The sequence below is a fragment of the Acinetobacter sp. SWBY1 genome, assembly GCF_002946595.1.
GTDB lineage: Bacteria > Pseudomonadota > Gammaproteobacteria > Pseudomonadales > Moraxellaceae > Acinetobacter > Acinetobacter towneri.
The window spans coordinates 2449871-2473467 of the sequence record NZ_CP026616.1; the positions used below are offsets into that span (position 1 = coordinate 2449871).

Genomic DNA, 23597 nt, shown 5'->3' on the forward strand with positions numbered 1-23597 from the left:
TATTTCAGAAAAACCTGAAAAGATTCAACGTGAACCCACTGACGATGGTTTCCGTGCGCTGACTATATCAAACCTTGCATCATCTGCCTATGGGCTAAGCTTATGTTTCTTGTGTAAAGCATAGCCTAAATGATCAGTTTTTAATCAATTTTAGTATTTTATTAGGTCTCTTAACTGTATGAATTCTACCCAACAATGGCAAAGTGTCACTTGGTTTGAAGTGGATGAGCATCAAGCGGGTCAACGCATCGATAATTTTTTGTTTAGTCGTTTAAAAGGGGTGCCTAAAAGTCGCATCTATCGTTTGATTCGTGAAGGGCAGGTGCGGGTCAATAAAAAGCGCATTAAAGCAGAAACCAAACTGAATATTGGCGATCAAATTCGTGTGGCGCCGATTCGCTATGAACAAAAAGACGACAGTGCTGCTCCAATTTCAGACAAGGTCGCACAAAGCTTATTAAGCCGTGTGATTTATGAAGATGAAGGCTTGATGGTGGTGAATAAACCTTCGGGCATTGCAGTCCATGGCGGCAGTGGCGTTGCCTACGGGTTGATTGAAGGCTTACGTGCTGCGACAGGTAAAAAATATTTGGAATTGATTCACCGTATTGACCGTGATACTTCAGGCTTGGTGATGATTTCCAAAAAACGCAGTACCTTAAAAACCCTGCAAGATTTATTGCGCGAACATAAAATCCAAAAAACTTATGCTGCCATTGTCAAAGGGCAGGTGAGTTTGGATAAACAATTGATTGATGCGCCGTTACATCGTTATGAATTGGCGAATGGCGAACGTCGTGTACGTGTGTCTAAAGAAGGTAAAGAATCTAAAACCCAGTGGAATGTGGCAGAGCGTTTTATGCATGCAAGCTTGGTATATGCTTCGCCATTGTCTGGACGTACCCATCAAATTCGTGTGCATGGTTTAAGTATTGGGCATCCGCTAGTAGGTGATGATAAATATGGTCATCAAACTGAATATCGGGGTCCTGCGCCACGTCGTTTGTGCTTACATGCCATGCGTTTGGAAATTCCAGGCTATCCTGTGATTGAAGCGCCTTTACCTGAAGATATGCAGAGTTTGGTGGCGCAGTTGAGAGCGCAAAAGGCGGATAAGCCGACGGCGCCACCTGAGTTTTAATTTTTGTAACTCTCTGTTGTGCGATAGCAGCTTGCTTCTTTTTAAAGATGAGGAACATTGTTTCGCAAAAAGGAGATGAGGTTTTCAGGGGTAATTCACTGCCACATTTTAAAGTTTTTAATTTAAATTTTTGGTGTATAGGCTATGCCTTACTTTTCAAAGATGAAAAGTAACAAAAAACTTTTGTTTCGCTGATGGAACATCTCTGTGCCACAGCGAAACGGCGACATCCATGTCGCCCTTCGCGTATCGAATATTTGTTGTGATATATGTGCTGATTCTTGGTCGTTTATCCTTTTGAGTTAAGGTAAAGCGAGGGAATTTAAAAGCCGAATCAAATCTAGGAATCTAATATGAACAAACCTGTAGAACTCATCATTTTTGATTGGGATGGCACCTTATTTAATTCCGTCGGTCAAATTGTGGCGAGTTTGCAGTTCGCAGCACAACAATTTCAGCAACCCCTGACCGATGCTGCGGCTAAAAGTATTATTGGTTTGGGTTTGCCTGAAGTGGCACAGCGTTTATTTCCTGAAGTGCCAGAGCTGCATCAAGCGATTTTGCAGTGCTATTCAGAACACTATGTCGAACACTCAAAAACCGATGCTTGGTTTGAGGGTGTGGCAGATATGCTCGATGAGTTGTCAGGTTTGGGACTGAAATTGGCAGTGGCAACAGGCAAAAGCCGTAAAGGTTTAGACCGAGTGTTGGCGCAAACCCAAAGTCAGGATTTGTTTGTGGCGACACGTGCTGCAAGTGAAACCAAATCTAAACCTGATCCTTTAATGTTGCAGGAAATTTTGAGCAGTACCGATGTGCAGGTCGAGCAAGCGATTATGGTGGGTGATACTTCTTACGATTTGGAAATGGCACAAAACATTGCCATGCCGCGTGTAGGCGTGAGTTATGGCGTGCATAGTGTAGAGGTGTTGCAGCGTTATCAGCCTTTAACCATTGCAGATGATGTGCCGAGTTTGCATGATTTTTTAGTGCAGCAATATCGTTTACGTCAGGCGAGTTAAACCCAGTAAAACAATTTAGATGAATTTGAAATTAGAGTAACTTGAAAAATTTCAGGTTGCTCTTTTTTTATGTACTTTTGGGAGCGTCATAAAAAGGCTTAGCTTTTAGTCTAAAGTTAGGATTAAGACATTTTAAGATTGCTGCGAATTGCCGAGTCAATGACTCGGAAAATAATGTCATAGCCTACAGACAACTGTTTTGCTTGCTTTTTATAAAAATAGATTAATAGCTAATAGCTATTGAAAAAAAGAAAATAAGTATTGGCATAAACCCGCCATTTTTCCGATTCTTAATCAGTTTACATACCTCTGAGCTGGATAGCTTGTCCTGAGAATGGACAAGATCGGGGTCATCATCCCTATTTTCTATTATTACCTTTCCAACATCTCGGGGTATATGCCCAATTTTTGCAGTTTAAGGAAACATTGATGTCGAATTCTGCTGTTGTTGAATCAGTTGCGCAAGCATTACGTACTGCCGAACTCTCTCAAACTGCGATTGCGCCAATCCGCCCAGAACTTGGTGGTGAAAGTGCTGACGTAGATATTGCCTATGCCGTTCAAGAAGTGAATACCGAACGTGCCTTAAAAGAAGGTCGTCGTTTGGTGGGGCGTAAAATTGGTTTGACCTCTAAAGTGGTTCAAGCACAACTGGGTGTAGATCAGCCTGACTTTGGCATGTTGTTTGCCGATATGGCTTATGGTGATGGTGAAGCGATTCCTGCAGGTTTGCTGATTCAGCCAAAAGTAGAAGCAGAAATTGCATTGGTGATTAACCAAGATCTAACCAAAGAAAAACACACGTATGCGGATATTATCAGCGCGACTGAATATGCCTTGCCTGCCATTGAAGTGGTCGATAGCCGTATTGAAAACTGGAAAATTAGTTTGATTGATACCGTGGCCGATAACGCATCTTCTGCTGCATTCGTTCTAGGTTCAAAACCAGTCAAGCTAGAAAATCTGGATTTGGTGAACTGCAAAATGGTGATGACCCGTGGTGAAGAAGTAGTTTCTCAAGGCGTGGGTAAAGCTTGTTTAGCAAATCCATTAAACGCTGCCGTGTGGTTAGCCGATGAAATGGTGCGCCGTGGTCGTCCATTGTTAAAAGGCGACATCATCTTAACTGGTGCTTTAGGTCCTATGGTTGTTGCACAGCCAGGTGAAGAATTCAAAGTTGAAATTGAAGGCTTTGGTTCAGTGACAGCTGCGTTTGCTGCGGAATAAATCGAGATTCTAAGAGAGTACATGCATGAAAAAGATTAAATGTGCAATGATTGGTCCAGGTAATATTGGTACAGATTTGCTTTATAAATTACAACGCAGTGAATGGTTAGAGCCTGTGTGGATGGTGGGAATTGACCCAACATCTGAAGGTCTAGCTCGTGCGGCAAAAATGGGTTTAAAAACCACAAGTGACGGTGTAGATGGTCTTCTTCCTCACGTACTTGAAGATGACATTAAAATTGCTTTTGATGCGACTTCTGCGTATGTGCATGCAGAAAACAGTCGCAAACTGAATGAACTTGGCGTGTTGATGATTGACTTAACGCCTGCAGCAATTGGCCCATTCTGCGTACCACCAGTGAACCTTGAAGCGTTGCTAAAAGCGGGCGAAGTGCCAAACGTCAACATGGTGACTTGTGGTGGTCAGGCAACAATTCCTATGGTGGCTGCAGTTTCTCGCGTTCAACCTGTGGAATACGGTGAAATTATTGCAACGGTATCGACTAAATCTGTGGGGCCGGGTACACGTAAAAACATTGATGAATTTACCCGTACCACTGCAGGCGCGATTGAAGAAGTTGGCGGTGCAAAACAAGGTAAAGCCATCATCATCATTAACCCAGCTGAGCCACCTTTAATGATGCGTGATACCGTTCACTGCTTGGTAGAAGGTGAGCCAGATCAGGCAGCGATTACAGCATCTGTGCATGCCATGATTAAAGAAGTGCAAAAATATGTACCAGGTTACAAACTTGTAAACGGCCCTGTTTTTGATGGCAACCGTGTTTCAATTTTCTTGGAAGTTGAAGGTTTGGGTGATTACTTGCCTAAATACGCAGGTAACCTAGACATTATGACTGCAGCGGCTGCACGTACTGCAGAAATGTTTGCAGAACACGTTTTCAAAACTGCTGAAGCTTAAGGAATACCAAAATGTCTAAGATTATTATTAATGATATGACTTTACGTGATGGTATGCACCCAATGCGCCATCAAACCACACCAGAGCAAATGGTTGCAATTGCCACTGCGTTGGATGATGCAGGTGTTCCTTTAATTGAAGTCACACACGGTGATGGCTTAGGTGGTAACTCTGTGAACTATGGTTTTGCAGCAGCTACTGATGAAGAATATCTGAAAGCAGTGATTCCAAACCTGAAACAGGCAAAAGTTTCTGCACTGTTATTGCCAGGTATTGGAACAGTTGATCATCTGAAAATGGCGCATGATGTAGGTGTGGCAACCATTCGTGTGGCGACACATTCGACTGAAGCAGACGTTTCTGAACAGCACATTACTGCAGCACGTAAACTGGGTATGGATACTGTGGGCTTCTTGATGATGGCGCACATGGCTTCTCCTGAAAAATTGCTCGAAGAAGCACAAAAAATGGTGTCTTACGGTGCAAACTGTATCTATGTAACAGATTCTGCAGGCTATATGTTGCCTCAAGATGTGACTGATCGCGTAGGTATTTTACGTGCCAACCTCGGCTCAGACATCGAAATTGGTTTCCATGGTCACCATAACTTGGGCATGGGCGTTGCGAACTCTGTATCGGCTGTGACCGCAGGTGCAACCCGTGTTGACTTGGCTTCGGCTGGTTTAGGTGCAGGCGCAGGTAATACACCACTTGAATTGTTTGTAGCGGTCGCAAACCGTATGCAAATGGAAACAGGTGTGGACTTGTTTAAAGTGCAGGATATTGCTGAAGACTTGATCATTCCAATGATGACGCATCAAATTCGTGCAGACCGTGATGCAGCAACTTTAGGTTATGCAGGTGTTTACTCATCGTTCCTATTGTTCGCAAAACGTGCCGAAGCAAAATATGGCGTATCTGCGCGTGAAATTCTACTTGAGCTTGGTCGTCGTGGCACGGTGGGCGGTCAGGAAGATATGATTGAAGACTTGGCATTGACTATGTCTAAAGCACGTGAAATGCAAGCCTAAGTTTTTAATATAAAGCAGGCTTGAATTAAGCACTCCAAATGCGTTTGGGGTGCTTTTTTATGCTGTGAAAGATGTAAAACGTGCTGAATTTTGTGCTGATTAAAATGTTTTTCTTATAAGTTCGGTTTATAGAAAATAACGCTAACACATGGGTTTAAAGTTAAAAAAGATTAATCCTTCACATGATGCAAAAAATAACAGCGTTTTTCACCTAAATTAAGCAGTGAATTCAAATAAAAATTCATTTAGTGAGGATTTTGAGCTTAATTTTTTATCGTTAAAAAGAATTAAAAATATTTAAAAAAAATCATAATGTAAAGAAAGGCTAAAATCTGCTGAAAACCCTAATACTGTGGTCGGATTTTTTTCAATTACAGAGTTTTGCATGATGCGCTAATTCGCTTATTGGATGAATAGGAAAAACTCATGCATCGTCACAATTTATGGATAGCACTTTTTGCTGCGACAGCAACTTTAGGGACATCTGCCACTCAGGCAGATTTTATTGACGACAGCAATGTTCAGCTTAAATTTAAGAATTTTTATTTAGATCGTCAAATTAAGGACAACCCTGCGGGTAATTGGGGCTCATGGTCACAAGCTGTCACTTTAGATGCTAAATCAGGTTATCACGATTTAGGTGGAATTAAGGTTGGAGCCGATCTTCTTGTTCAGCATGCAGTGAAACTCAAAGGGCGCGATAAAAACCCTGACTGGGTGTTGCCACATAACGGTAAAGAATCAAAAGATCACTTTGGGAAAGTGGGAGCAACGCTCAAAGCGAAAGTATCTGAAACTGAGCTTAAAGTGGGGGAGTTGTTACCTGTATCTCCAGTTTTGGTCTTTGATCCATCACGTCAATTGCTGACCACTTATAGTGGTGCATGGTTAGAATCTAAAGATATTCAGAATACTAAACTATCCGTTGCTTATATTGATAAAATTAACAACCGTTATGACAATCAGTTCCGTGATCTGACTTTATTCGCACCAGGTAAAACCTTGCCAGATGCTTCAAAAGGACATTTTGATCTTGGTCCAACTTCTGATGGTATGTGGATTGCGGGAGTAGATCACCAATTCACAAAAGAGTTGGGTGCAAGTTATTGGTATGCAGATGTGAAAGATATTTACCAACAACATTATGTAGGTTTGAGTTATAACCGCCAATTGGCTGAAAAGACCAAACTCACTAGCCATGTACGCTACTTTGATAACGCCGAATCGGGTGATCAATTATATGGTGAAATTGATAACCAAGCACTTTCGGTAGGTGCAAAGGTGAATTATGGTGCGCATACTTTTGGTGTTGGCTATCAGCAAATGTTTGGCGAAACCAACTTTCCAACATTGGGTGGTTGGGTGCCACAGCCTTATTTAGTGAACTGGGGTGTTGCAACCTTTACCAACCCTGATGAAAAATCATGGGGCTTCACTTATGGCTATGATTTTGCTGAATTGGGTGCAAAAGGCTTAAACGCAACAGCTGTGTATATGTTAGGTAAAGATGCAACGTATGGTGTGAAAAAAGACCAAGACTCAAAAGAGTTGAACTTGATTGTCAATTACACCGTACCAGAAGGTAAATTGAAAGGTTTAGGTGTTCAGGCAATGTATATTGATGCAGATTTTGATTACAAATCTGATTTACAAGAGTACCGTGTAGCCACCACTTACACCTATAAATTTTAAAATTTGAAAAAAAGAGCGACTTTAAATAGTCGCTCTTTTTTTAATATTTACGCACTAAATACCTTGTAAAAATTAAGACTTTAATTTTATTAAATTTATAAAATTCAAAGAGTTGTTTAATCGGTTTTTTGTAGGTTGTGATCGTAAATTTGTATCAGTTGATGCCGTGTGAACAGGTAGTATAAGCCTGTAAAAGTAATGTTGAATGAGTCCACTTGACGTCAAATTCTATACCTAGAGCCAAACGCAAGCTAAAGACTGTACGAGGAGTATATATGAGCACTGTTCAAATCCCTGACTATACAACAGATCCATTCTTTGGCTTAGAAGATAAATGGATTGAAACAGCAGAAGGCGAATTAACGCATTATCATGAAGTGGGTGAAGGTACACCTATTCTATTTTTACACGGTTCAGGTACAGGCGTATCGGCTGCTGCAAACTGGTGGTTAAACTTGCCACAAATTGGTGAGCAAGCACGTTGTATCGCCATTGATACCATCGGCTATGGTCAAACTGTGGTTGCACCGGGCACACAATATGGCATCCGTGCATGGGTAGATCATGCTGTACGTACTTTAGATGCATTGGGCATTGAAAAAACTTGGTTGGTGGGTAACTCGTTGGGTGGCTGGTTGGCATTCCAGTTGGCATTGGATTACCCAGAGCGTGTTCTTGGTATTATCTCAATGGGTACAGGCGGTGCAAAACAGACTGCAGCCCTCAAAGCGCATGCAAATCCTGTATTGACTGAAGAAGGCATTAAAAAGACGCTTTCAATGTTCGTGGTAAATAAAGACTTGATTACAGATGAGTTGGTCAAAGTCCGTTTTGCTTCTGCAAAAAATGACTATGCTTCAGACCGTTTAATGGATGTTGTGGGCGCGCGTGACCGTGACCGTTTCGAGTTCCCACTCGACTTTGACAAAATGAAAGACATCACTGTGCCTGTATTGCTGATTCACGGTACACAAGATGTGGTGATTCCAGTATCGCGTACATGGGATATTTTAAATATTGTGCCACATGCCGATGCACACATTTTCAGCCAATGTGGTCACTGGTCACAGGTTGAAAAAGCGGAAGAATTTAACACTGTGATTAAAAACTACTTAACTGCACGTGGCGTAAATTAAGCGCAGTGAGGTAAAAAAGGATGGCAATTTGCCATCCTTTTTTATGGATGTTTTATGTACCCAATTTAGTGCTGAATAAAGCTCGCGACCAAGTTAATGCAAATTGCCAAAATAGTGGTATTAAAGCTATAAGCCAAAATAATATGTAGCGTGTTCAGTACCCGCATGGGTTGTGAGCTAATCGAGACATCGGCGGTTTGTGCAGATGTACCAATCACATAGCTGAAATATAAAAAGTCAGGATAGGTTGGATGCGACGTCTTGGGAAAATCCAAACCACCTTCTTGGTGCTGTTGCAGTGCCAAATAATAGTCATGCGCATAGTGAATCGCAAAAATGGTGTGCATAAAAAACCAAGCACATAAAATAGTGGTAATGGATAAAATAAAATGTCCCATGCGCACAAACTCACTTTGTGCAAATAAATTCACCTCGACAATGATCGCAATAAAGCACATCACTAAGGTTAGAAATACCAAGAATAAAATCAGCCATTTGCTGGCATCTTGTTGTTGGGCACGTTGTAAAATATGTGCATGATCGCTGTGCCACAAACTGCGCATGGTTAAAACCAAATAGCAGGAAATCGCGATATTCCAGCTAATCAATAAACAGCTTGACCATGACCATGCAGTGAGGGTCTGAAAAATAGCATACAGCACAATGGTAATCACAAAACTGATAAAAAAATAAGGACGATATTGAATCCCTGTTTTCATTCTGCTGAAGGGTGTTTTTATCATTCTTGATCCTTTCTGGATGTGCAATCTAAAGGTGTTACTGCCTGTTATCATCGGCTTAATTTTAGAAAATAGCGATGGGGTGTCTATTTTAACTTATTAGACTTAAGTTGTAATTTGCAGGAAATGTGGTAGCGAAGCGAGGAAAAAGCAGACTGCAAAAATGCGAATGTTTGAGTGTAAGAATGAGCAGTAGTTCAGAAAAAGATTAAAAAATAAGTTTAGACTTAAGTCTAAAGCTGTGTTTTAGCATTTAGGATGCACAAAAAAGTGCTTACTACATCAAGCAGCAAGCACTTTTGAAAGGTTGAAAAACGCGAGTGGTTTTAGAATTATTGTTCGCGGTTGATGTCCAAATAGAACACACGTGTGAGCAGTTCCATAAATTTCTGTACCGCAGCGGAATGGCTGTTTTTGCCGTAGCTGACGTATAAATCTAAATGTGGAAGTTCTACATCAAGTGGACGGATGACGGTATTTTCCATGGTTAGCGGAGCAACATAGCCTGGTAAAATGGTGCAACCCAAGCCCATACCAATCGAGTTGATATTAAATAAAATGTTGTCAGCTTTTTGCACAATGTTTAGTTCAATGTTGTGCTGTTTGGCAAAATCGACAATCAAGTGATGCAGATTATACGAAGCCTCTGCCGAAGGAATAATAAAATCAATGCCATTCAATGCTTTGACAGGAACGCGTTCGTATTTTGCTAACGGATGATCTTTGGGCAAAATAAAAATCAGTGGTTCACGCAGTACAAACTGGCTTTCAATTTCATCACTGTTGATATTGTGACGGGTAAAGGTGATGTCGAGTTCACCTTTTTTAATCATTTTCATTTGCTCAGTGTTGTTTAGGCTCAGCAATTCAATTTTTAAATCTGGGTTTTGTACTCGTAAATTAGGCAGTACAAAAGGGAAAATTTTCATTTCTGCCACAGGAACAAAGCCAATGCGCAGCATTTGCTGTTTGGCTTGTGACACCTGACGCGCCATGGCAACCGCTTTGTCGGCTTGCGCCAAAGTCAGACGCGCCTGTTCTAAAAATACAGCACCTTCTTCGGTTAGCTCGACTTTACGTTTGGTACGGTTGAGTAGCTTAACGCCGACATCTTCTTCTAAATCTTTAATTTGCTGACTCAGCGAAGGTTGAGCCGTATAAAGTTTAAGTGCGGCTTTACTGAAGTTGAGTTCTTCAGCAACGGTAATGAAGTAGCGAAGGTGACGTAATTCCATACAACCATTCCAAAGATTAATTCAAAATATGTCTAATTATAGATTAATAAAAGAATGATCTATAAACAACTATTCGGTGAGAATTATTGTGTCATTCGCGAAGTAAATAGGGTTTCATCATTATGCAACGATTTAAATGCAAAATATAATGTTGGATTAATCTATAAAAACTATTAATTGAAACAAAAAAAATATTTCACTAAACGTCCCTAAAAAACCATTATCCATCAAAAGTTGAGTCTATTTACTTTGTGCCGTTGTTGGTCACAGGAGAGCTTTTCATGAGTGGAAAAATTGATGTGCGCGAAATCGACGCTTTGGTCGATGCACAAAATGGACGTATCACTCCATCTATTTATACAGATCCAGATATCTACGAATTAGAACTTGAACGTGTGTTCGGCCGTACGTGGTTGTTCCTGTGTCATGAAAGCCAAATTCCTAAAGCTGGCGACTTCTTCAACACCTACATGGGTGAAGATCCAATTATTGTGGCACGTCAAAAAGACGGTTCAATCAAAGCATTTTTAAACCAGTGCCGTCACCGTTCTATGCGTGTGAGCTTTGCAGACTGTGGTAATACCCGTGCATTTACTTGCCCATATCATGGTTGGTCTTACGGTATTGATGGTTCACTCAAAGATATTCCTTTAGAAGAACGTGCGTATCCACAAGGTGCTTGTAAAGAGCAATGGGGCTTGGTGGAAGTGAACCGTGTGAAGTCTTACAAAGGCTTGATCTTTGGTTGCTGGGATGAAACTACTCCAGATCTAGAAGAATACATGGGCGACATCGCTTGGTACTTAGATGGCGTGATTGACCGTCGTCCGGGTGGTACTGAAATTATTGGTGGTGTACACAAGTGGGAAATTGACTGTAACTGGAAATTTGCTGCAGAACAGTTTGCTTCTGACCAATATCACGCTTTGTTCTCACACGCCTCTGCGATTCAGGTACTTGGTGCAAAACCAGATGATGACAGCAGCAAACAATTAGGTGCAGCGCAAACAGCTCGTCCTGTTTGGGAAACTGCCAAAGATGCGATTCAGTATGGTTCACGTGGTCACGGTTCAGGTTTCTTCTTTACAGAAAAACCAGATGCAAACGTTTGGGTTGATGGTGAAGTTGCCAACTACTTCCGTGAAACTTACGAAGAAGTGAAAGAGCGTTTAGGCGAAGTACGTGCCTTACGTCTTGCAGGTCACAACACCATGTTCCCAACACTGTCTTGGTTGAACGGTACTGCAACACTGCGCGTATGGCATCCACGTGGTCCAAATAAAACTGAAGTATGGGCATTCTGTATTGCCGATGCTGAAGCACCTCAAGACGTGAAAGAAGCATTTGAGCGCTCTGCAACACGTGCCTTCGGTCCTGCAGGTTTCTTAGAGCAAGATGACTCTGAGAACTGGATTGAAATTCAAAAAGTATTGCGCGGCTATAAAGCACGTCAAAACAAGCTCATTGTAGAAATGGGTAAAGGTAACGAAAAAGTACGTGAAGATGGTATTCCAGGAATCACCAACTACATTTTCTCTGAAACTGCAGCACGTGGTATGTACCGCCGTTGGGCAGACTTGCTGATCCATGAAAAATGGGAAGACGTTGAAAAAGCAGCTGACGAATACGAGAAGGAGCTAATGAAATGAGTCAAATCAGTTTAGAACTTCAACATGAAGTGAGCCAATTCTTGTATCGCGAAGCAAAATTGCTGGACGACTGGAAATTCCGTGAGTGGTTAGACCTCATGGCAGAAGACATTTCTTATACCTTGCGTACCACACCAAATGCGCAAACCCGTGACCGTCGTCGTTCAGTTGAACCACCTACAACTTGGGTGTTCAACGACAACAAACACTTGCTTGAGCGCCGTGTTGCACGTCTGGAAACAGGTATGGCATGGGCTGAAGAACCTCCGTCACGTACCACGCATATGGTCAGCAACGTGATTGTTGAAGCGACAGAGGTCGAAGGTGAATACGACGTACACGTAACTTACTTGTTGTACCGTACTCAAAAAGAGAAAGACGTGACTATTTACTGTGGTAAGCGCCATGACAAAATCCGTCGTGTTGAAGGTGGCTTAGGCTTCCAGATCTTCAACCGTAAGATTGTACTTGACCAAGTAACCTATAACTCACACAACCTGAGTGTATTCTTCTAATGAATAAAATCTTTGTTTGCCAAGTTGACGAATTAGACGAAGGCGAAGCGTTAAAAGTGGATTGCGGTGTGAACGGTATTGAAGCACTGGCAGTATTCAACAACGGTGGTGAGTTCTTTGCCATGAATGACCGTTGTTCACACGGCAATGCCTCAATGTCTGAAGGTTATCTTGAAGATGATGGCACAGTTGAATGCCCACTGCATTCTGCACGTTTCTGTTTAAAGACTGGTCAAGCATTATGCTTGCCAGCCACCGACCCGATTCAAACTTTCCCTGTGGTAGTTGAAGACGGCGCGTTATATGTAGAAATGGCAGGAGAGTAAGCATGGGTTGGCTAAAAGGCGAAGTGGCACTGATTACAGGTGGCGGTTCTGGTTTAGGTTGGGCTTTGGTCGAGCGCTTTCTTGAAGAAGGTGCGCATGTGGGCGTGTTACAGCGCTCACAATCTAAAGTCGATGCCTTAAAAGAACGTTTTGGTGATCAAATCGTGGCAGTCGCTGGTGATGTTGCCAACTATGCAGACAATGTCCGTGCTGTGCAGGCCACTGTGGAGCGTTTTGGAAAGCTGGATTGCTTTATTGGCAATGCAGGGATTTGGGATCACTACGCAGATATCGTCAATACTTCTGGTGAGCAGCTTGAAAAAGCCTTTGATGAAATCATGGGCATCAATACCAAGGCGTTAATCTTGGGGGCAAAAGCAGCACTGGATGAGTTGGTGAAATCTGAAGGTTCTATCATCTTAACCTTATCCAATTCTGCGCTGTATTCTTCAGGCGGTGGTCCTGTTTACACTGCATCTAAACATGCAGGTGTTGGCATCATGAAAGAGTTGGCTTATGAATTGGCACCTAAAGTACGTGTCAATGCTGTTGCGCCTTCAGCGATGAATGTCAATATTAAGGGCGCAGCGTCTTTAGGTCAGGAAAACCTAGGCTTACTCGATGCACGTGATCCTGAAAAAATTGCACGCGGTATGCCGCTGAATTTCTTGCCTGAGCCAGAAGACATGACTGGTTCGTATGTGCTCTTGGCATCGCGTCAAAATAACCGTGCGCTGACTGGCGTTCTGATCAATGCAGAATGTGGTTTGGGTATTCGTGGTTTGCGTCAACCACGTGCAGGTTTTTTTGACGAATAAAATTGAGTCTAAATTCAATAGACGAATCGGCAGCCTTTCTCTGGGCTGCCTTCCTTATTTAGGAGTCTTTTATGGCCGTTAAACTCATTTGTGCATCGCACAGTCCTTTAATGGAATTTGCAACACCGCAAGATCAATCTAAAGAACAAAAAGTTCGTGCTGCCTTTGAGCAACTTTCTGCCGAAGTCAAAGCATACGATCCAACCCTGATCATTACCTTTGGTCCAGACCATTTCAACGGTTTCTTTTACGATTTGATGCCAAGTTTCTGTGTGGGTATTCGCGCAACGGCTGCGGGTGACTGGGACTACGGCAAAGACAATGACCGTATTGATGTGCCTGAAGACAAAGCTTTGGCTATGGTACATCGTGTATTGGATGAAGGCGTAGATGTGGCGTACTCGTATCGTATGCAGGCTGATCATGGGGTGACTCAGCCTTTACATTTCTTGTGCGATGGTCAGTTAGACCGTTACCCAACCATTCCTGTATTTATCAATGGTGCTGCTGCACCAATGCCAACCACGAAGCGTACCATTGCTTTGGGTCGTGCAGTGGGGCAGTTTATCAAGTCTTTAAATCTTGAAAATGAACGCGTTCTTGTTTTAGGTACAGGTGGTTTGTCGCACGATCCACCAACACCGCAAATGGGTTCAGTGCCACCTGAAGTTGAAGAGTTTTTAATTGCAGGGCGTAACCCAAGTGCTGAAGCACGTCATGCACGCCAAGCCAAGATTATTGCTGTTGGGCAAAAACTTGCAGCGGGTGATACATCGGTCGCAGTACCACTTAGCCCTGAGTGGGATATTGCCTTGCTTGAAAAATTCAAACAGGCAGACTTTGCAGCTATGGAAGCCATGACCGAAGCTGAAATTCGTCGAGATGGTGGTCGTGGTGGTCAGGAAGTCCGTTCGTGGATGGCTGCTTTTGCTGCGTTAGATGAACTGGGTGCGTATGAAATGACCACGCATTGCTATGAAGATATTAGTGAGTGGATTGCGGGCTTTGGCATCGTATCTGCCGAGTTAAAAGGTTAAGCCCATGAGTGTAGAAACAATTGTGATTGTGGGGGCAGGTCAGGCAGGGGCGAGTGCTATTCTTGAGCTGCGTGGCAACCAATATGCAGGCAAAATCATCCTCATTGGTGATGAAGCACATTTGCCTTATGAGCGCCCACCACTGTCTAAAGATGTAATTTTACGTCCAGAAGAAACCAAAATCGAAATTCTGTCTGAAGAAAAATTGGCAGAATTGGGCGTGGAAACCATCCGTGGCAATGGTGTGAGCAAAATCAATGCTGAAGCGAAAACCGTCGAACTCTTAAACGGTGAGGTTGTTGCTTACGACAAACTTTTGCTTGCTACAGGTGGTGCAGCACGTCGTTTGCCAAATTTTGATGCTTTGGGTAAACACGTTTACACGCTGCGTAACCTTGAAGACTCACAAGCTTTGGTTCCTGTGCTGCAAGCGGGTCGCCGTATCATTTTAATTGGTGGCGGTGTGATTGGTTTGGAGTTGGCATCTTCAGCACGTTTCAAAGACTGCCAAGTAACGGTCATTGAAATGGGGCCAATGGTGATGGGTCGTTCATCACCACGTATTTTAAGTGAATTCTTGCTTGAGCAGCAGCAACTGGCAGGTGTTGATGTACGTCTATCCACGCAAATTGCAGATTGTAAGTTGGATGGTGAAGAAATTGTTGTCACCCTTGAGGGCGGCGAAGAACTTCGTGCTGATGCTGTGATTTACGGTATTGGTATTATTCCAAATGCACAACTAGCAGTTGAAGCAGGTTTGGATGCAGATTTTGCAGTGCATGTGAATGAAAACTGTCAAACCTCAAACCCAGACATTTATGCTGCGGGCGATGTTGCTTCACAACTTCGTGAATGTGGTAACCATCGGCGTGTAGAAACTTGGGAAAATGCCAACTTGCAAGCAGGCATTTTTGCACGTCATGTCATGGGCGTGGCGCATCCTGTTGCAAATCCTGCTTGGTTCTGGACTGATCAGCTCGACATCAACTACCAATTCGTTGGTGATATGTCGGCAGCAGAATGGCGTGTACGTGGTGAGATGGATACGACTAAACGCAGTGACTCCACATTCGTACTGTTTGGTGTGACTGATGGCGTGATTGTAGGTGGAATTACCGTGAACGCTGCCAAAGACATGCGTCACCTGAAAAAGCTGATTAGCAAACAGGCTGCATTTGACGCAGACAAGTATTTAGATGTGAGCCAAGACCTTCGCAAACTGGTGAAGTAATCTTGAATAAATGAAACAGACATGAGGCAACTTAGGTCTGTTTTTTATGTGCTTAAAAAAGTTAGATTTCATGTTGGGTAAAGTATGAACGCCAATACATCTCCGCTTGTTGTGACCGCCAGTATTTATGTGCTCTTGGTGCTGATCTGGGCCACTACGCCATTGGCGATTGTTTGGAGTGTGCAAGAAGTCCATCCGATGTGGGTGCTGATAATCCGCTACTTTGGTGCTTCTGTGATTGCGCTGTGTTTACTCAAATTGATGCGTGGCCCATTGCCTTTTGATAGCACTTCTATGAAAAGCTATTTGGCAGGAAGTCTGAACTTAATTGGTGCGCAACTATTTATCTATTTGGCAGCAAATTATTTAACTTCAGGTTTAATGGCGCTGATTTTTGGTTTCTCGCCATTGATTGCAGGCTTGATCGGTCATGTGATTCTACGTACACAAAAACTGATTGCGTTACAGTGGATTGGTATGGCAATTGCCATTTTAGGGCTAAGTTTTGTTTTTGCTGATTCTGCCGACAGCAAAGTGAACCCTTGGGGTGTGGTGCTCATGCTGATTAGCATGGTGTCTTATATCAGCTCAATTTTTTGGGTCAAACAAATCAATGCACCTTTAAGTCCTATGTCTCAGGCCACAGGTTCATTAATGGTTTCGGCACTGGGTTCATTGTTATTAATTCCTTTTATTTGGCAGCATGTTCCAACCGCCATGCCTGGGGTGAAAACCATGATTGGTTTTATCTTTACCATGATCATGTCATCTATTGTGGCAATGCTGTGCTATTTCTGGCTAATTCGCCGTTTAACTGCATCTACGGTTTCTTTAAGCAATGTGATGACGCCTATTATTGCGCTGATTCTGGGTGCAACGCTAAACAATGAACACATCAGCATGAATGCCTTTATTGGTATTGCTGTGGTGATGTTGGGTATTGTGATGTATTTCTGGAAAGAATGGCGCGAACAGTATTTCTGCAAAGGCTAATTTTGCAGTGCTGAGTTGTTGTCCGATACGACTTTTTCCTCAAAACAACAAAAACATAAAGGAAATTGCCCGCTTGATTTCGCTACTATGCGTGATAGAGTCAACACATGAACCAAAGCTGTGTTTATTTCTGAACAGATCAGGACTAAAAGCATCATGGCCGATGCGCTATATATTATTGGGCTTACATGAACAACGTGGAACAAAAGCATTTTCAACTGCCAACGGAAGCCTGTTGGTCGCATACTTGGCGTAAACCCAAGCTGCAGTTTTTGCCTTCAAATCATTATGATGGAGCGCAGTTTTTTAATCCGATTGCGTGTCCTGAGGGGCGCAGCCAAACTGATTTATTGAAATGGTTGCTAAAACGCAAATCGAACAGTTGGAATGTCAATCCGCAACAAGAAGCACAGCAATTTTTTACAGCGCCAAGTGCTTTGCCACAATTACGTCCACACGCCAGTTTGGATGATTGGCAAGTTTGGTTTGTGGGGCATGCAACGGTGCTGATTCAAATTGGACCGTATAACTTTTTAACCGATCCAGTCTGGGCAGAGCATGCCAGTCCGAAACAGGGGCGAGGGCCTAAACGTGCCTGTCCTGCAGGGATTGCACTGGAAGATTTACCGACCATTCATGCCGTCTTCTTGAGCCATAACCATTATGACCACATGGATTTAGCCACCTTAAAATGGCTGAATCATCAATTTGCCATGCCTATTTATACAGGTTTGGGCAATGCTTGGTATTTGCCGCCTGATTTGCATGTGATTGAAATGGACTGGTGGCAATCGGCTTTATTTAAAGAAGTGAAAATTGTCTACACCCCTGCACAACATGGTTCAGGGCGTGGCGCACGTGATCAGAACATGGCGTTATGGGGCGGTTTTTCTATTTTGCATGGGCAAGATCATTGCTTCTTTGCGGGCGATACAGGTTACTCGCCACACTTTAAAGAAATCCAAACCCGCATTGGCGCACCGCGCGTGGCACTTTTACCTATAGGTTCTTACGAGCCACGGAATCTGATGCGTTATATGCATATGAACCCTGAAGATGCCTTTCAGGCCCATAAAGATTTACATTCCAAATGTTCTTTGGCCATTCATTACCGCACTTTTGAGCTGACCGATGAAGGGCGTGAGCAACCAGAGGCAGACTTGCATCATGCCATGAAGCGTTCATCTAAATTAATGAATCCGTTTTATTGTATTCGTGAAGGTAAGAAATTAATTGTTTAATCTTTTAAAAACTTGACCTTAAATAAAAGTGACACGCTACTTTTCACGCTACTGAAAAGTGGCAATGATAGATATAGAACACAAAGCCCCTATCGAAATAGGGGCTTTGTTTTGGTGTTTAAAGTCTTGCTGTTCAGACTGACTTGATCTTTAACTACAAAGATTACAGTACGCCAGGCTGACCAAGTGCAGGGTCACTGGCACGTGCTGCTTGCGCATCGGCAACGGTCATGCCTAAAGCCGCTGCAACGCCTTCGCCATAAGCAGGGTCACATGCATAACAGTTACGAATATGACGATACTTAATAAAGTCTAAAGCATCACCCATTGCACGTGCCGTGTTATCAAACAGTGCTTGTTTTTGCTCAGGGTTCATTAAATTGAACAAGGCACGCGGCTGGCTAAAATAGTTGCTATCATCTTCACGATAATCCCAGAAATCTGCATCGCCACGAATTTTTAGCGGTGGTTCGCGGTATTGTGGTTGCTCTTGCCATTGATGGAAGCTGTTTGGCTCATAGTGTGGCAAGCTGCCATAGTTGCCATCCATACGACCCTGACCATCACGACGGTTTGAGTGCACAGGGCAGCGTGCAGCATTCACTGGAATTTGTGAATGGTTCACACCAACACGGTAACGTGCAGCATCGGCATAGTTGACCAAACGCGCTTGTAACATGCGATCTGGCGAGTAGCTAATTCCTGGTACAAGGTTGCTTGGTGCAAAGGCAGCCTGTTCAACATCTTGGAAGTAGTTTTCAGGGTTACGGTTCAGTTCAAATTCACCCACTTCAATCAGTGGATAATCACCTTTCGGCCAAACTTTGGTGAGGTCAAATGGGTGATAAGGGACTTTTTCTGCATCCAGTTCAGGCATGATTTGCACGAACAGCGTCCATTTCGGGAAATCACCGCGTTCAATGGCATTGTAAAGGTCAGTCTGGCTGCTTTCACGGTCACGACCAATCAATTCTGCTGCTTCTGCATCGGTCAGGTTTTGAATGCCTTGTTGAGTGCGGAAGTGGAATTTCACCCAGAAACGCTCATTATTGGCATTAATAAAACTATAGGTGTGGCTACCAAAACCATGCATGTGACGATAACCCACAGGAATACCACGATCCGACATCACAATGGTGACTTGGTGCAGTGCTTCTGGCAGCAAAGTCCAGAAATCCCAGTTATTGGTCGCATTACGCAGGTTGGTGCGTGGGTCACGCTTTACCGCTTTATTCAGGTCAGGGAATTGACGTGGGTCGCGGAAAAAGAACACTGGTGTGTTGTTACCGACTAAATCCCAGTTGCCTTCTTCAGTATAGAATTTTAAAGCAAAACCACGAATGTCACGTTCTGCATCGGCAGCGCCACGCTCACCTGCAACGGTAGAGAAACGAGCAAACATTTCAGTTTTTTTGCCAACTTCAGAGAAAATTTTGGCACGGGTATATTGGCTGATGTCGTGCGTGACCGTAAACGTACCAAACGCACCTGAACCTTTGGCATGCATACGACGCTCAGGAATTACTTCACGTACAAAGTTTGCCAACTTTTCATTGAGCCATAAATCTTGAGTGAGGAGTGGGCCACGTGCGCCCGCAGTCATACTATTTTGGTTATCTACAACAGGTGCGCCTGCATCGGTGGTTAAATGCGTTACAGGGCATTTTTTTATCTCTTGGCTCATCGTTGTTCTCCATTATTGTGATCATCATGTGGTGGGCTGTATTAGAAATTTAGCTTCTAAAACAAGCGGCCATGAACCGTTTTGTTTGTTTAAAAAATCAACTACAACACCACAATACCATGCAGATCGGGCTTTGTAGATGAAAGCTTTTCAAATCTCACCATTTTAATGTAAAACGATTTTTATAATTTTACAAATAGATAAATTTATTGTTTATGATTGGCATTAACGATGCTAAAACTGAGTGTTTGGCTGATGTAAATCGGAAGCTATTAAAGGCTTTTAAGGTTGTTATAAAAAGGCAGCATGGCTTGCAATATATCGCTACGCAATTGCGGCCAATCCTGAAAATCAGGCTCAATTAATAAACTTTGTGCGATAAAACCATAGCAAATACGCTGCATATTTAAAGCAAGGGTGTGGCATTGACTTGCATTGGCAATAAATGGGTTAAGAATATTCAGCCACATCTGCACCATCATGGCATAACTTTTTCTATAAATTTCAATACTAGAAATCTGTCGCTCTAATAAAAAACTATGTGCCCATAAAAATTGCTGAGCCTGAATCTGTTCGAGCTGAAAGCCAACAACTTGCTGCAAATAATCCTCGAAAGCTAGATTTGTGGATAACTCCAGTTGCCGATATGCATAACTTTGTAGGCGTTCTACATTGGTTTTCACGTGCAGGTGAATGGTGAGTGCAATTAAATCTTCTTTTTTAGAAAAATATTCATAAAACGTGCCTAAACCCACGCCTGCCAAGTCTGTAATTTCACGAATGGTAATGTGATCTGCAGGGCGTTCATGTAAAAGCCGAACAAAACTTTCCTGTAAAGCCTCTTGGGTCAGTTTAGCGCTTGATTGGCGCGGTTTACGACGCACTTGTATCTCAGAATTTTTCATAAATAAAGCCGAACACCTTGCTGCTTATTATTTTCTATACTGAAAAGCATCATCAGGAAAAAATCATCAGGGATCTAACACAATGCAAACATGGGCGACCCATCAAATTCAAAATCAGTTTGACGAACTACAAGACTATAACTTATTTGAAAGTGACATTGTTTTACAAGAAATTTTATCTCGTTATGGCAGTACGGATCAGACACGGCTCAATGAAATGGGGCAAATTGCGGCTTCAGCAGAATTTTATCACTATGCAGATTTAGCCAATCGGCATACCCCTATTTTACATGCCTTTGATGCTCGTGGACGTCGTCAGGATGTGGTTGAGTTTCATCCTGGATGGCATCACTGGATGGCGCTGAATCGTGAATTTGACACCCATGCGCATCCATTTAAACAGCCTCAATCTACAGCAAAATGGGTGGACTGGGCCAGTCGGTTTTATTTGGCAGGACAAGTCGAATGTGGCAATTTATGCCCGAATTCTATGACGTTGGGCAGTATTCCACTGATTCAGCGTGAACCTGAGTTGTGGGCCAAAATTGGCGAAAAACTGCTAAGTAATGAATATGACCCACGCGATGTGCCTATTTCACAAAAGAAATCTATTTGGCTCGGCATGGGGATGACAGAAAAGCAGGGTGGTTCAGATGTGCGTGCCAACCAAACACTTGCCGTTCCAGTCGCAGAAACAGGACGAGGCCAAGCTTATTTACTGACAGGGCATAAATGGTTTTTCTCGGCCCCGATGTGTGATGCGCATTTGGTGGTGGCCAATACCGAGCAAGATGGTTTGGCTTGTTTCTTTGTCCCGCGCTGGTTGGAAGATGGCAGCAAAAATCATGTTCAGGTACAGCGCTTAAAAGACAAAGTCGGAAACCGCAGCAACTCCAGTTCAGAAGTCGAATTTCAGCAGGCTTGGGGCGTTATGATCGGAGAAGCGGGGCGTGGTATTCCCACGATTATTGAAATGGCGAATTACACCCGTTTAACCTGTGCTGTGGGCAGTAGTGCCATGCTCCGCCAAGCCCTTGTGCAGTGCCTTGCCTATACCCGACAGCGTCAAGCTTTTGGGCAGACGCTGGCTAATCAGCCATTAATGCAGGCGGTTTTGGCAGATTTAGCACTGGAAACTGAAGCGGCAGTACAACTCAGTTTTCATTTGGCGCATTGTTATGAAAGCGATGATGCTGTGTCTTTGGCATGGAAGCGTTTAATGACGCCTGCAGCGAAGTTTTGGGTATGCAAACGAGCTGTGGAGCTTACAGGCGAGATGATGGAAGTCTTTGGCGGCAATGGTTATGTCGATAATGGCATCATGGCACGTATTTTCAAAGAAGCGCCTGTGAATACCATTTGGGAAGGTTCAGGCAATGTGATGTGCTTAGATGTGCTACGCGCCATGCAGCGAGAACCTGGGCTAATTCAGGTGTTATTACAAGACTTGGCGGGTACTGCCATTACAGATGTTATTTTAAGTCGTGAGTTAGATCGTTTGCAGCAGTTATTGAAGAGCACGAACGGTCAAGATTTACAGTTTATGGCACGTACTTTAGTCAGCCGTTTGGTGATCTTGGCACAAGCGGTATTGTTGCTGCGTTATGCCCCAGATTTTGTTGCGCAGGGTTTTATTCAGTCACGTTATAGTGAATCGCATGGGCAAGTGGTGGGTATGTTGAAGCCTGAACAGGTAGATGTTGCCGCTATTTTACAGCGTGCATTTGCGGCATAAAATCCAGTGCTACTTGTATCTTGATTGATATAGTGATTAGCTACCACTATACGCAAATTGTAGAGTTTGGAGTGCTGCTAAAATCTTAAATTTGAACCTGAGATAAAACCTACAATTTGCCCTTATCCCTCATACAACTCTGAACGGTAACTAAGCACTTTGATGCTGTATTCACAAGGTAAGATGATGGTTAATGGGATAAAAATCATAGCTTAAACTCAAGGAATATCACCATGATTATGCTAGGTATTGATGTCAGTAAAACCAAAATAGATTGTTGCATTTTCCCTCAAGGTTTGACTGGAAAAAGAAAAAATAAAATATTTACTAATACAGAAAGTGGCTTTGGCAGTCTGCTCAAATGGCTCATCACTCTTAAAATTGAACCTGATCAAGTGACAGCAATCATGGAAGCGACTTCGGTTTATCATGAGAATTTGGGATATTATCTATATGATGCAGGTGTAAAGGTTTGTGTGGCTAATCCTTCACGAGTAAGAGCCTTTGCCAAAGGCATGTCCATGCTAAATAAAACGGATAAAGCTGATAGTGAAGCTCTTTCACGTTATGGTTACACCGCAAAGTTAATCATATGGCAGCCTGAACCTGAAAATGTCAGATTATTAAAAGCTTTACTAGGCAGACGAGATGTCTATCTAGGTAGTCTATTGCAGGAAAAGAATCGACTTGAAAAGGCGCAGTCCACTCATACCTCCGTTGTTGTGATTAAATTACTTGAAGAGAATATTGAGTATTTAAATCAGCAACTTGAACATATTGATAAGTTAATAAATAATCACATAGATCAAGATCCAACATTGAAACAGGATTTGAAATTACTGCAAACTATTCCTTCAATCGGTGAACGATCAGGCTTATTACTGTTGGGGTTATTTCATTCGCACAAGTTTGAAAAAGCAAGTCAAGCTGCTGCATATGTAGGTTTGGTTCCAGTACATCAGTTGTCTGGCAGTTCAGTCAACAAGCAAAGTCACTTATCAAAAGCAGGTGACAGTAAAATACGCTCAGTATTGTATATGTCAGCATTAACAGCGATTAAATATAATCCACACATTGAAGCTTTATATCAACGATTATTAAGCCAGGGTAAAAATAAAATGTGTGCTTTAGGTGCTGCAATGCGCAAGCTTATACATCTGTGTTATGGCGTTTTAAAACATCAGACTGCCTATCAAAGAGATTATTTATTGGTCGAATAATATCAAAACCTGATTGACTACCAAGACGGTATCTCATAGTTAACACATAAAAAAATTCACCCGCTTGGCAAATACCAAACGGGTGAATTGAACCGTA

The 23597-nt window shown here is 42.8% G+C and carries 21 protein-coding genes; 17 read left to right on the forward strand and 4 right to left on the reverse strand.

Annotation, left to right across the window (positions count from 1 at the left end; all coding sequences use genetic code 11):
* Nucleotides 1-178 precede the first annotated feature (178 nt).
* The 7 genes from C3Y93_RS11750 to C3Y93_RS11780 all read left to right on the forward strand — a co-directional run bounded on the left by C3Y93_RS11750 (nucleotide 179) and on the right by C3Y93_RS11780 (nucleotide 8171).
* Entirely contained in the window at nucleotides 179-1141 is a 963-nt protein-coding gene (locus C3Y93_RS11750; protein WP_104853002.1) for an RluA family pseudouridine synthase, read from the forward strand.
* A gap of 353 nt (nucleotides 1142-1494) precedes the next feature.
* Entirely contained in the window at nucleotides 1495-2163 is a 669-nt protein-coding gene (locus C3Y93_RS11755) for an HAD-IA family hydrolase (RefSeq protein WP_004976034.1), read from the forward strand.
* A gap of 429 nt (nucleotides 2164-2592) precedes the next feature.
* On the forward strand, nucleotides 2593-3390 hold the full coding sequence (locus tag C3Y93_RS11760) for a 2-keto-4-pentenoate hydratase (protein WP_004976036.1): 798 nt from the start codon (nucleotides 2593-2595) through the stop codon (nucleotides 3388-3390).
* A 25-nt stretch (nucleotides 3391-3415) separates the two neighbouring features.
* Nucleotides 3416-4312: an acetaldehyde dehydrogenase (acetylating) gene (locus C3Y93_RS11765; protein ID WP_104853003.1), complete on the forward strand. Its 897-nt coding sequence runs from the start codon at nucleotides 3416-3418 to the stop codon at nucleotides 4310-4312.
* 11 nt (nucleotides 4313-4323) lie between these two features.
* Nucleotides 4324-5343 carry a 4-hydroxy-2-oxovalerate aldolase gene (gene dmpG, locus C3Y93_RS11770; protein ID WP_004976038.1) on the forward strand — a complete coding sequence of 340 codons (1020 nt, stop codon included), beginning with the start codon at nucleotides 4324-4326 and terminating at the stop codon, nucleotides 5341-5343.
* A gap of 426 nt (nucleotides 5344-5769) precedes the next feature.
* Nucleotides 5770-7035, forward strand: a complete 1266-nt coding sequence (locus C3Y93_RS11775) for an OprD family outer membrane porin (protein WP_104853004.1) — start codon at nucleotides 5770-5772, stop codon at nucleotides 7033-7035.
* Nucleotides 7036-7310: 275 nt separating this feature from the next.
* Nucleotides 7311-8171, forward strand: coding sequence for an alpha/beta fold hydrolase (locus C3Y93_RS11780; RefSeq protein WP_004976044.1), 861 nt, complete (start codon nucleotides 7311-7313; stop codon nucleotides 8169-8171).
* Between the two features lie 65 nt (nucleotides 8172-8236).
* Here the strand turns inward: C3Y93_RS11780 and C3Y93_RS11785 are convergent, their stop codons facing one another.
* The gene (locus C3Y93_RS11785; protein ID WP_104853005.1) at nucleotides 8237-8914 is read right to left on the reverse strand and encodes a DUF1345 domain-containing protein; all 678 of its coding nucleotides are present in this window, start codon (nucleotides 8912-8914) and stop codon (nucleotides 8237-8239) included.
* 329 nt (nucleotides 8915-9243) lie between these two features.
* Entirely contained in the window at nucleotides 9244-10146 is a 903-nt protein-coding gene (gene hcaR / locus C3Y93_RS11790) for a DNA-binding transcriptional regulator HcaR (RefSeq protein WP_104853006.1), read from the reverse strand.
* 281 nt (nucleotides 10147-10427) lie between these two features.
* Here hcaR and hcaE point away from each other — a divergent pair, with 281 nt between their 5' ends.
* The 8 genes from hcaE to C3Y93_RS11830 all read left to right on the forward strand — a co-directional run bounded on the left by hcaE (nucleotide 10428) and on the right by C3Y93_RS11830 (nucleotide 17956).
* Nucleotides 10428-11795 (forward strand): 3-phenylpropionate/cinnamic acid dioxygenase subunit alpha, encoded by a 1368-nt coding sequence (gene hcaE / locus C3Y93_RS11795; RefSeq protein WP_004976053.1) that lies wholly within the window; start codon nucleotides 10428-10430, stop codon nucleotides 11793-11795.
* On the forward strand, nucleotides 11792-12310 hold the full coding sequence (hcaF, locus tag C3Y93_RS11800) for a 3-phenylpropionate/cinnamic acid dioxygenase subunit beta (protein WP_104853007.1): 519 nt from the start codon (nucleotides 11792-11794) through the stop codon (nucleotides 12308-12310). The genes hcaE and hcaF overlap by 4 nt, the downstream gene beginning before the upstream one ends.
* On the forward strand, nucleotides 12310-12636 hold the full coding sequence (gene hcaC / locus C3Y93_RS11805) for a 3-phenylpropionate/cinnamic acid dioxygenase ferredoxin subunit (protein ID WP_004976057.1): 327 nt from the start codon (nucleotides 12310-12312) through the stop codon (nucleotides 12634-12636). Before hcaF ends, hcaC begins: the two co-directional genes overlap by 1 nt.
* Before the next feature lie 2 nt (nucleotides 12637-12638).
* Nucleotides 12639-13454 (forward strand): 3-phenylpropionate-dihydrodiol/cinnamic acid-dihydrodiol dehydrogenase, encoded by an 816-nt coding sequence (hcaB, locus tag C3Y93_RS11810; protein ID WP_004976058.1) that lies wholly within the window; start codon nucleotides 12639-12641, stop codon nucleotides 13452-13454.
* A 71-nt stretch (nucleotides 13455-13525) separates the two neighbouring features.
* A complete protein-coding gene (locus tag C3Y93_RS11815) occupies nucleotides 13526-14491 on the forward strand; it encodes a 3-carboxyethylcatechol 2,3-dioxygenase (protein ID WP_104853008.1) in 966 nt (321 codons plus the stop codon).
* A gap of 4 nt (nucleotides 14492-14495) precedes the next feature.
* The gene (hcaD, locus tag C3Y93_RS11820) at nucleotides 14496-15722 is read left to right on the forward strand and encodes a 3-phenylpropionate/cinnamic acid dioxygenase ferredoxin--NAD(+) reductase subunit (protein WP_104853009.1); all 1227 of its coding nucleotides are present in this window, start codon (nucleotides 14496-14498) and stop codon (nucleotides 15720-15722) included.
* A gap of 84 nt (nucleotides 15723-15806) precedes the next feature.
* Nucleotides 15807-16715 (forward strand): DMT family transporter, encoded by a 909-nt coding sequence (locus tag C3Y93_RS11825; RefSeq protein WP_104853010.1) that lies wholly within the window; start codon nucleotides 15807-15809, stop codon nucleotides 16713-16715.
* Nucleotides 16716-16903: 188 nt separating this feature from the next.
* On the forward strand, nucleotides 16904-17956 hold the full coding sequence (locus tag C3Y93_RS11830; protein ID WP_096902684.1) for an MBL fold metallo-hydrolase: 1053 nt from the start codon (nucleotides 16904-16906) through the stop codon (nucleotides 17954-17956).
* Nucleotides 17957-18119: 163 nt separating this feature from the next.
* Here C3Y93_RS11830 and C3Y93_RS11835 read toward each other — a convergent pair whose 3' ends face one another.
* Together C3Y93_RS11835 and C3Y93_RS11840 are read right to left on the reverse strand one after the other, a co-directional pair.
* Nucleotides 18120-19640 carry a catalase gene (locus C3Y93_RS11835; protein ID WP_096902685.1) on the reverse strand — a complete coding sequence of 507 codons (1521 nt, stop codon included), beginning with the start codon at nucleotides 19638-19640 and terminating at the stop codon, nucleotides 18120-18122.
* A 272-nt stretch (nucleotides 19641-19912) separates the two neighbouring features.
* Nucleotides 19913-20545: a TetR/AcrR family transcriptional regulator gene (locus C3Y93_RS11840; protein ID WP_104853011.1), complete on the reverse strand. Its 633-nt coding sequence runs from the start codon at nucleotides 20543-20545 to the stop codon at nucleotides 19913-19915.
* A gap of 82 nt (nucleotides 20546-20627) precedes the next feature.
* On the opposite strand from C3Y93_RS11840, the gene C3Y93_RS11845 reads away from it, so the two are divergent.
* Both C3Y93_RS11845 and C3Y93_RS11850 read left to right on the forward strand, forming a co-directional pair.
* On the forward strand, nucleotides 20628-22280 hold the full coding sequence (locus C3Y93_RS11845) for an acyl-CoA dehydrogenase family protein (protein ID WP_104853012.1): 1653 nt from the start codon (nucleotides 20628-20630) through the stop codon (nucleotides 22278-22280).
* A gap of 233 nt (nucleotides 22281-22513) precedes the next feature.
* Complete coding sequence (locus C3Y93_RS11850) at nucleotides 22514-23500, forward strand: IS110 family transposase (RefSeq protein WP_004278529.1); 987 nt, start codon at nucleotides 22514-22516, stop codon at nucleotides 23498-23500.
* Nucleotides 23501-23597: the final 97 nt, after the last annotated feature.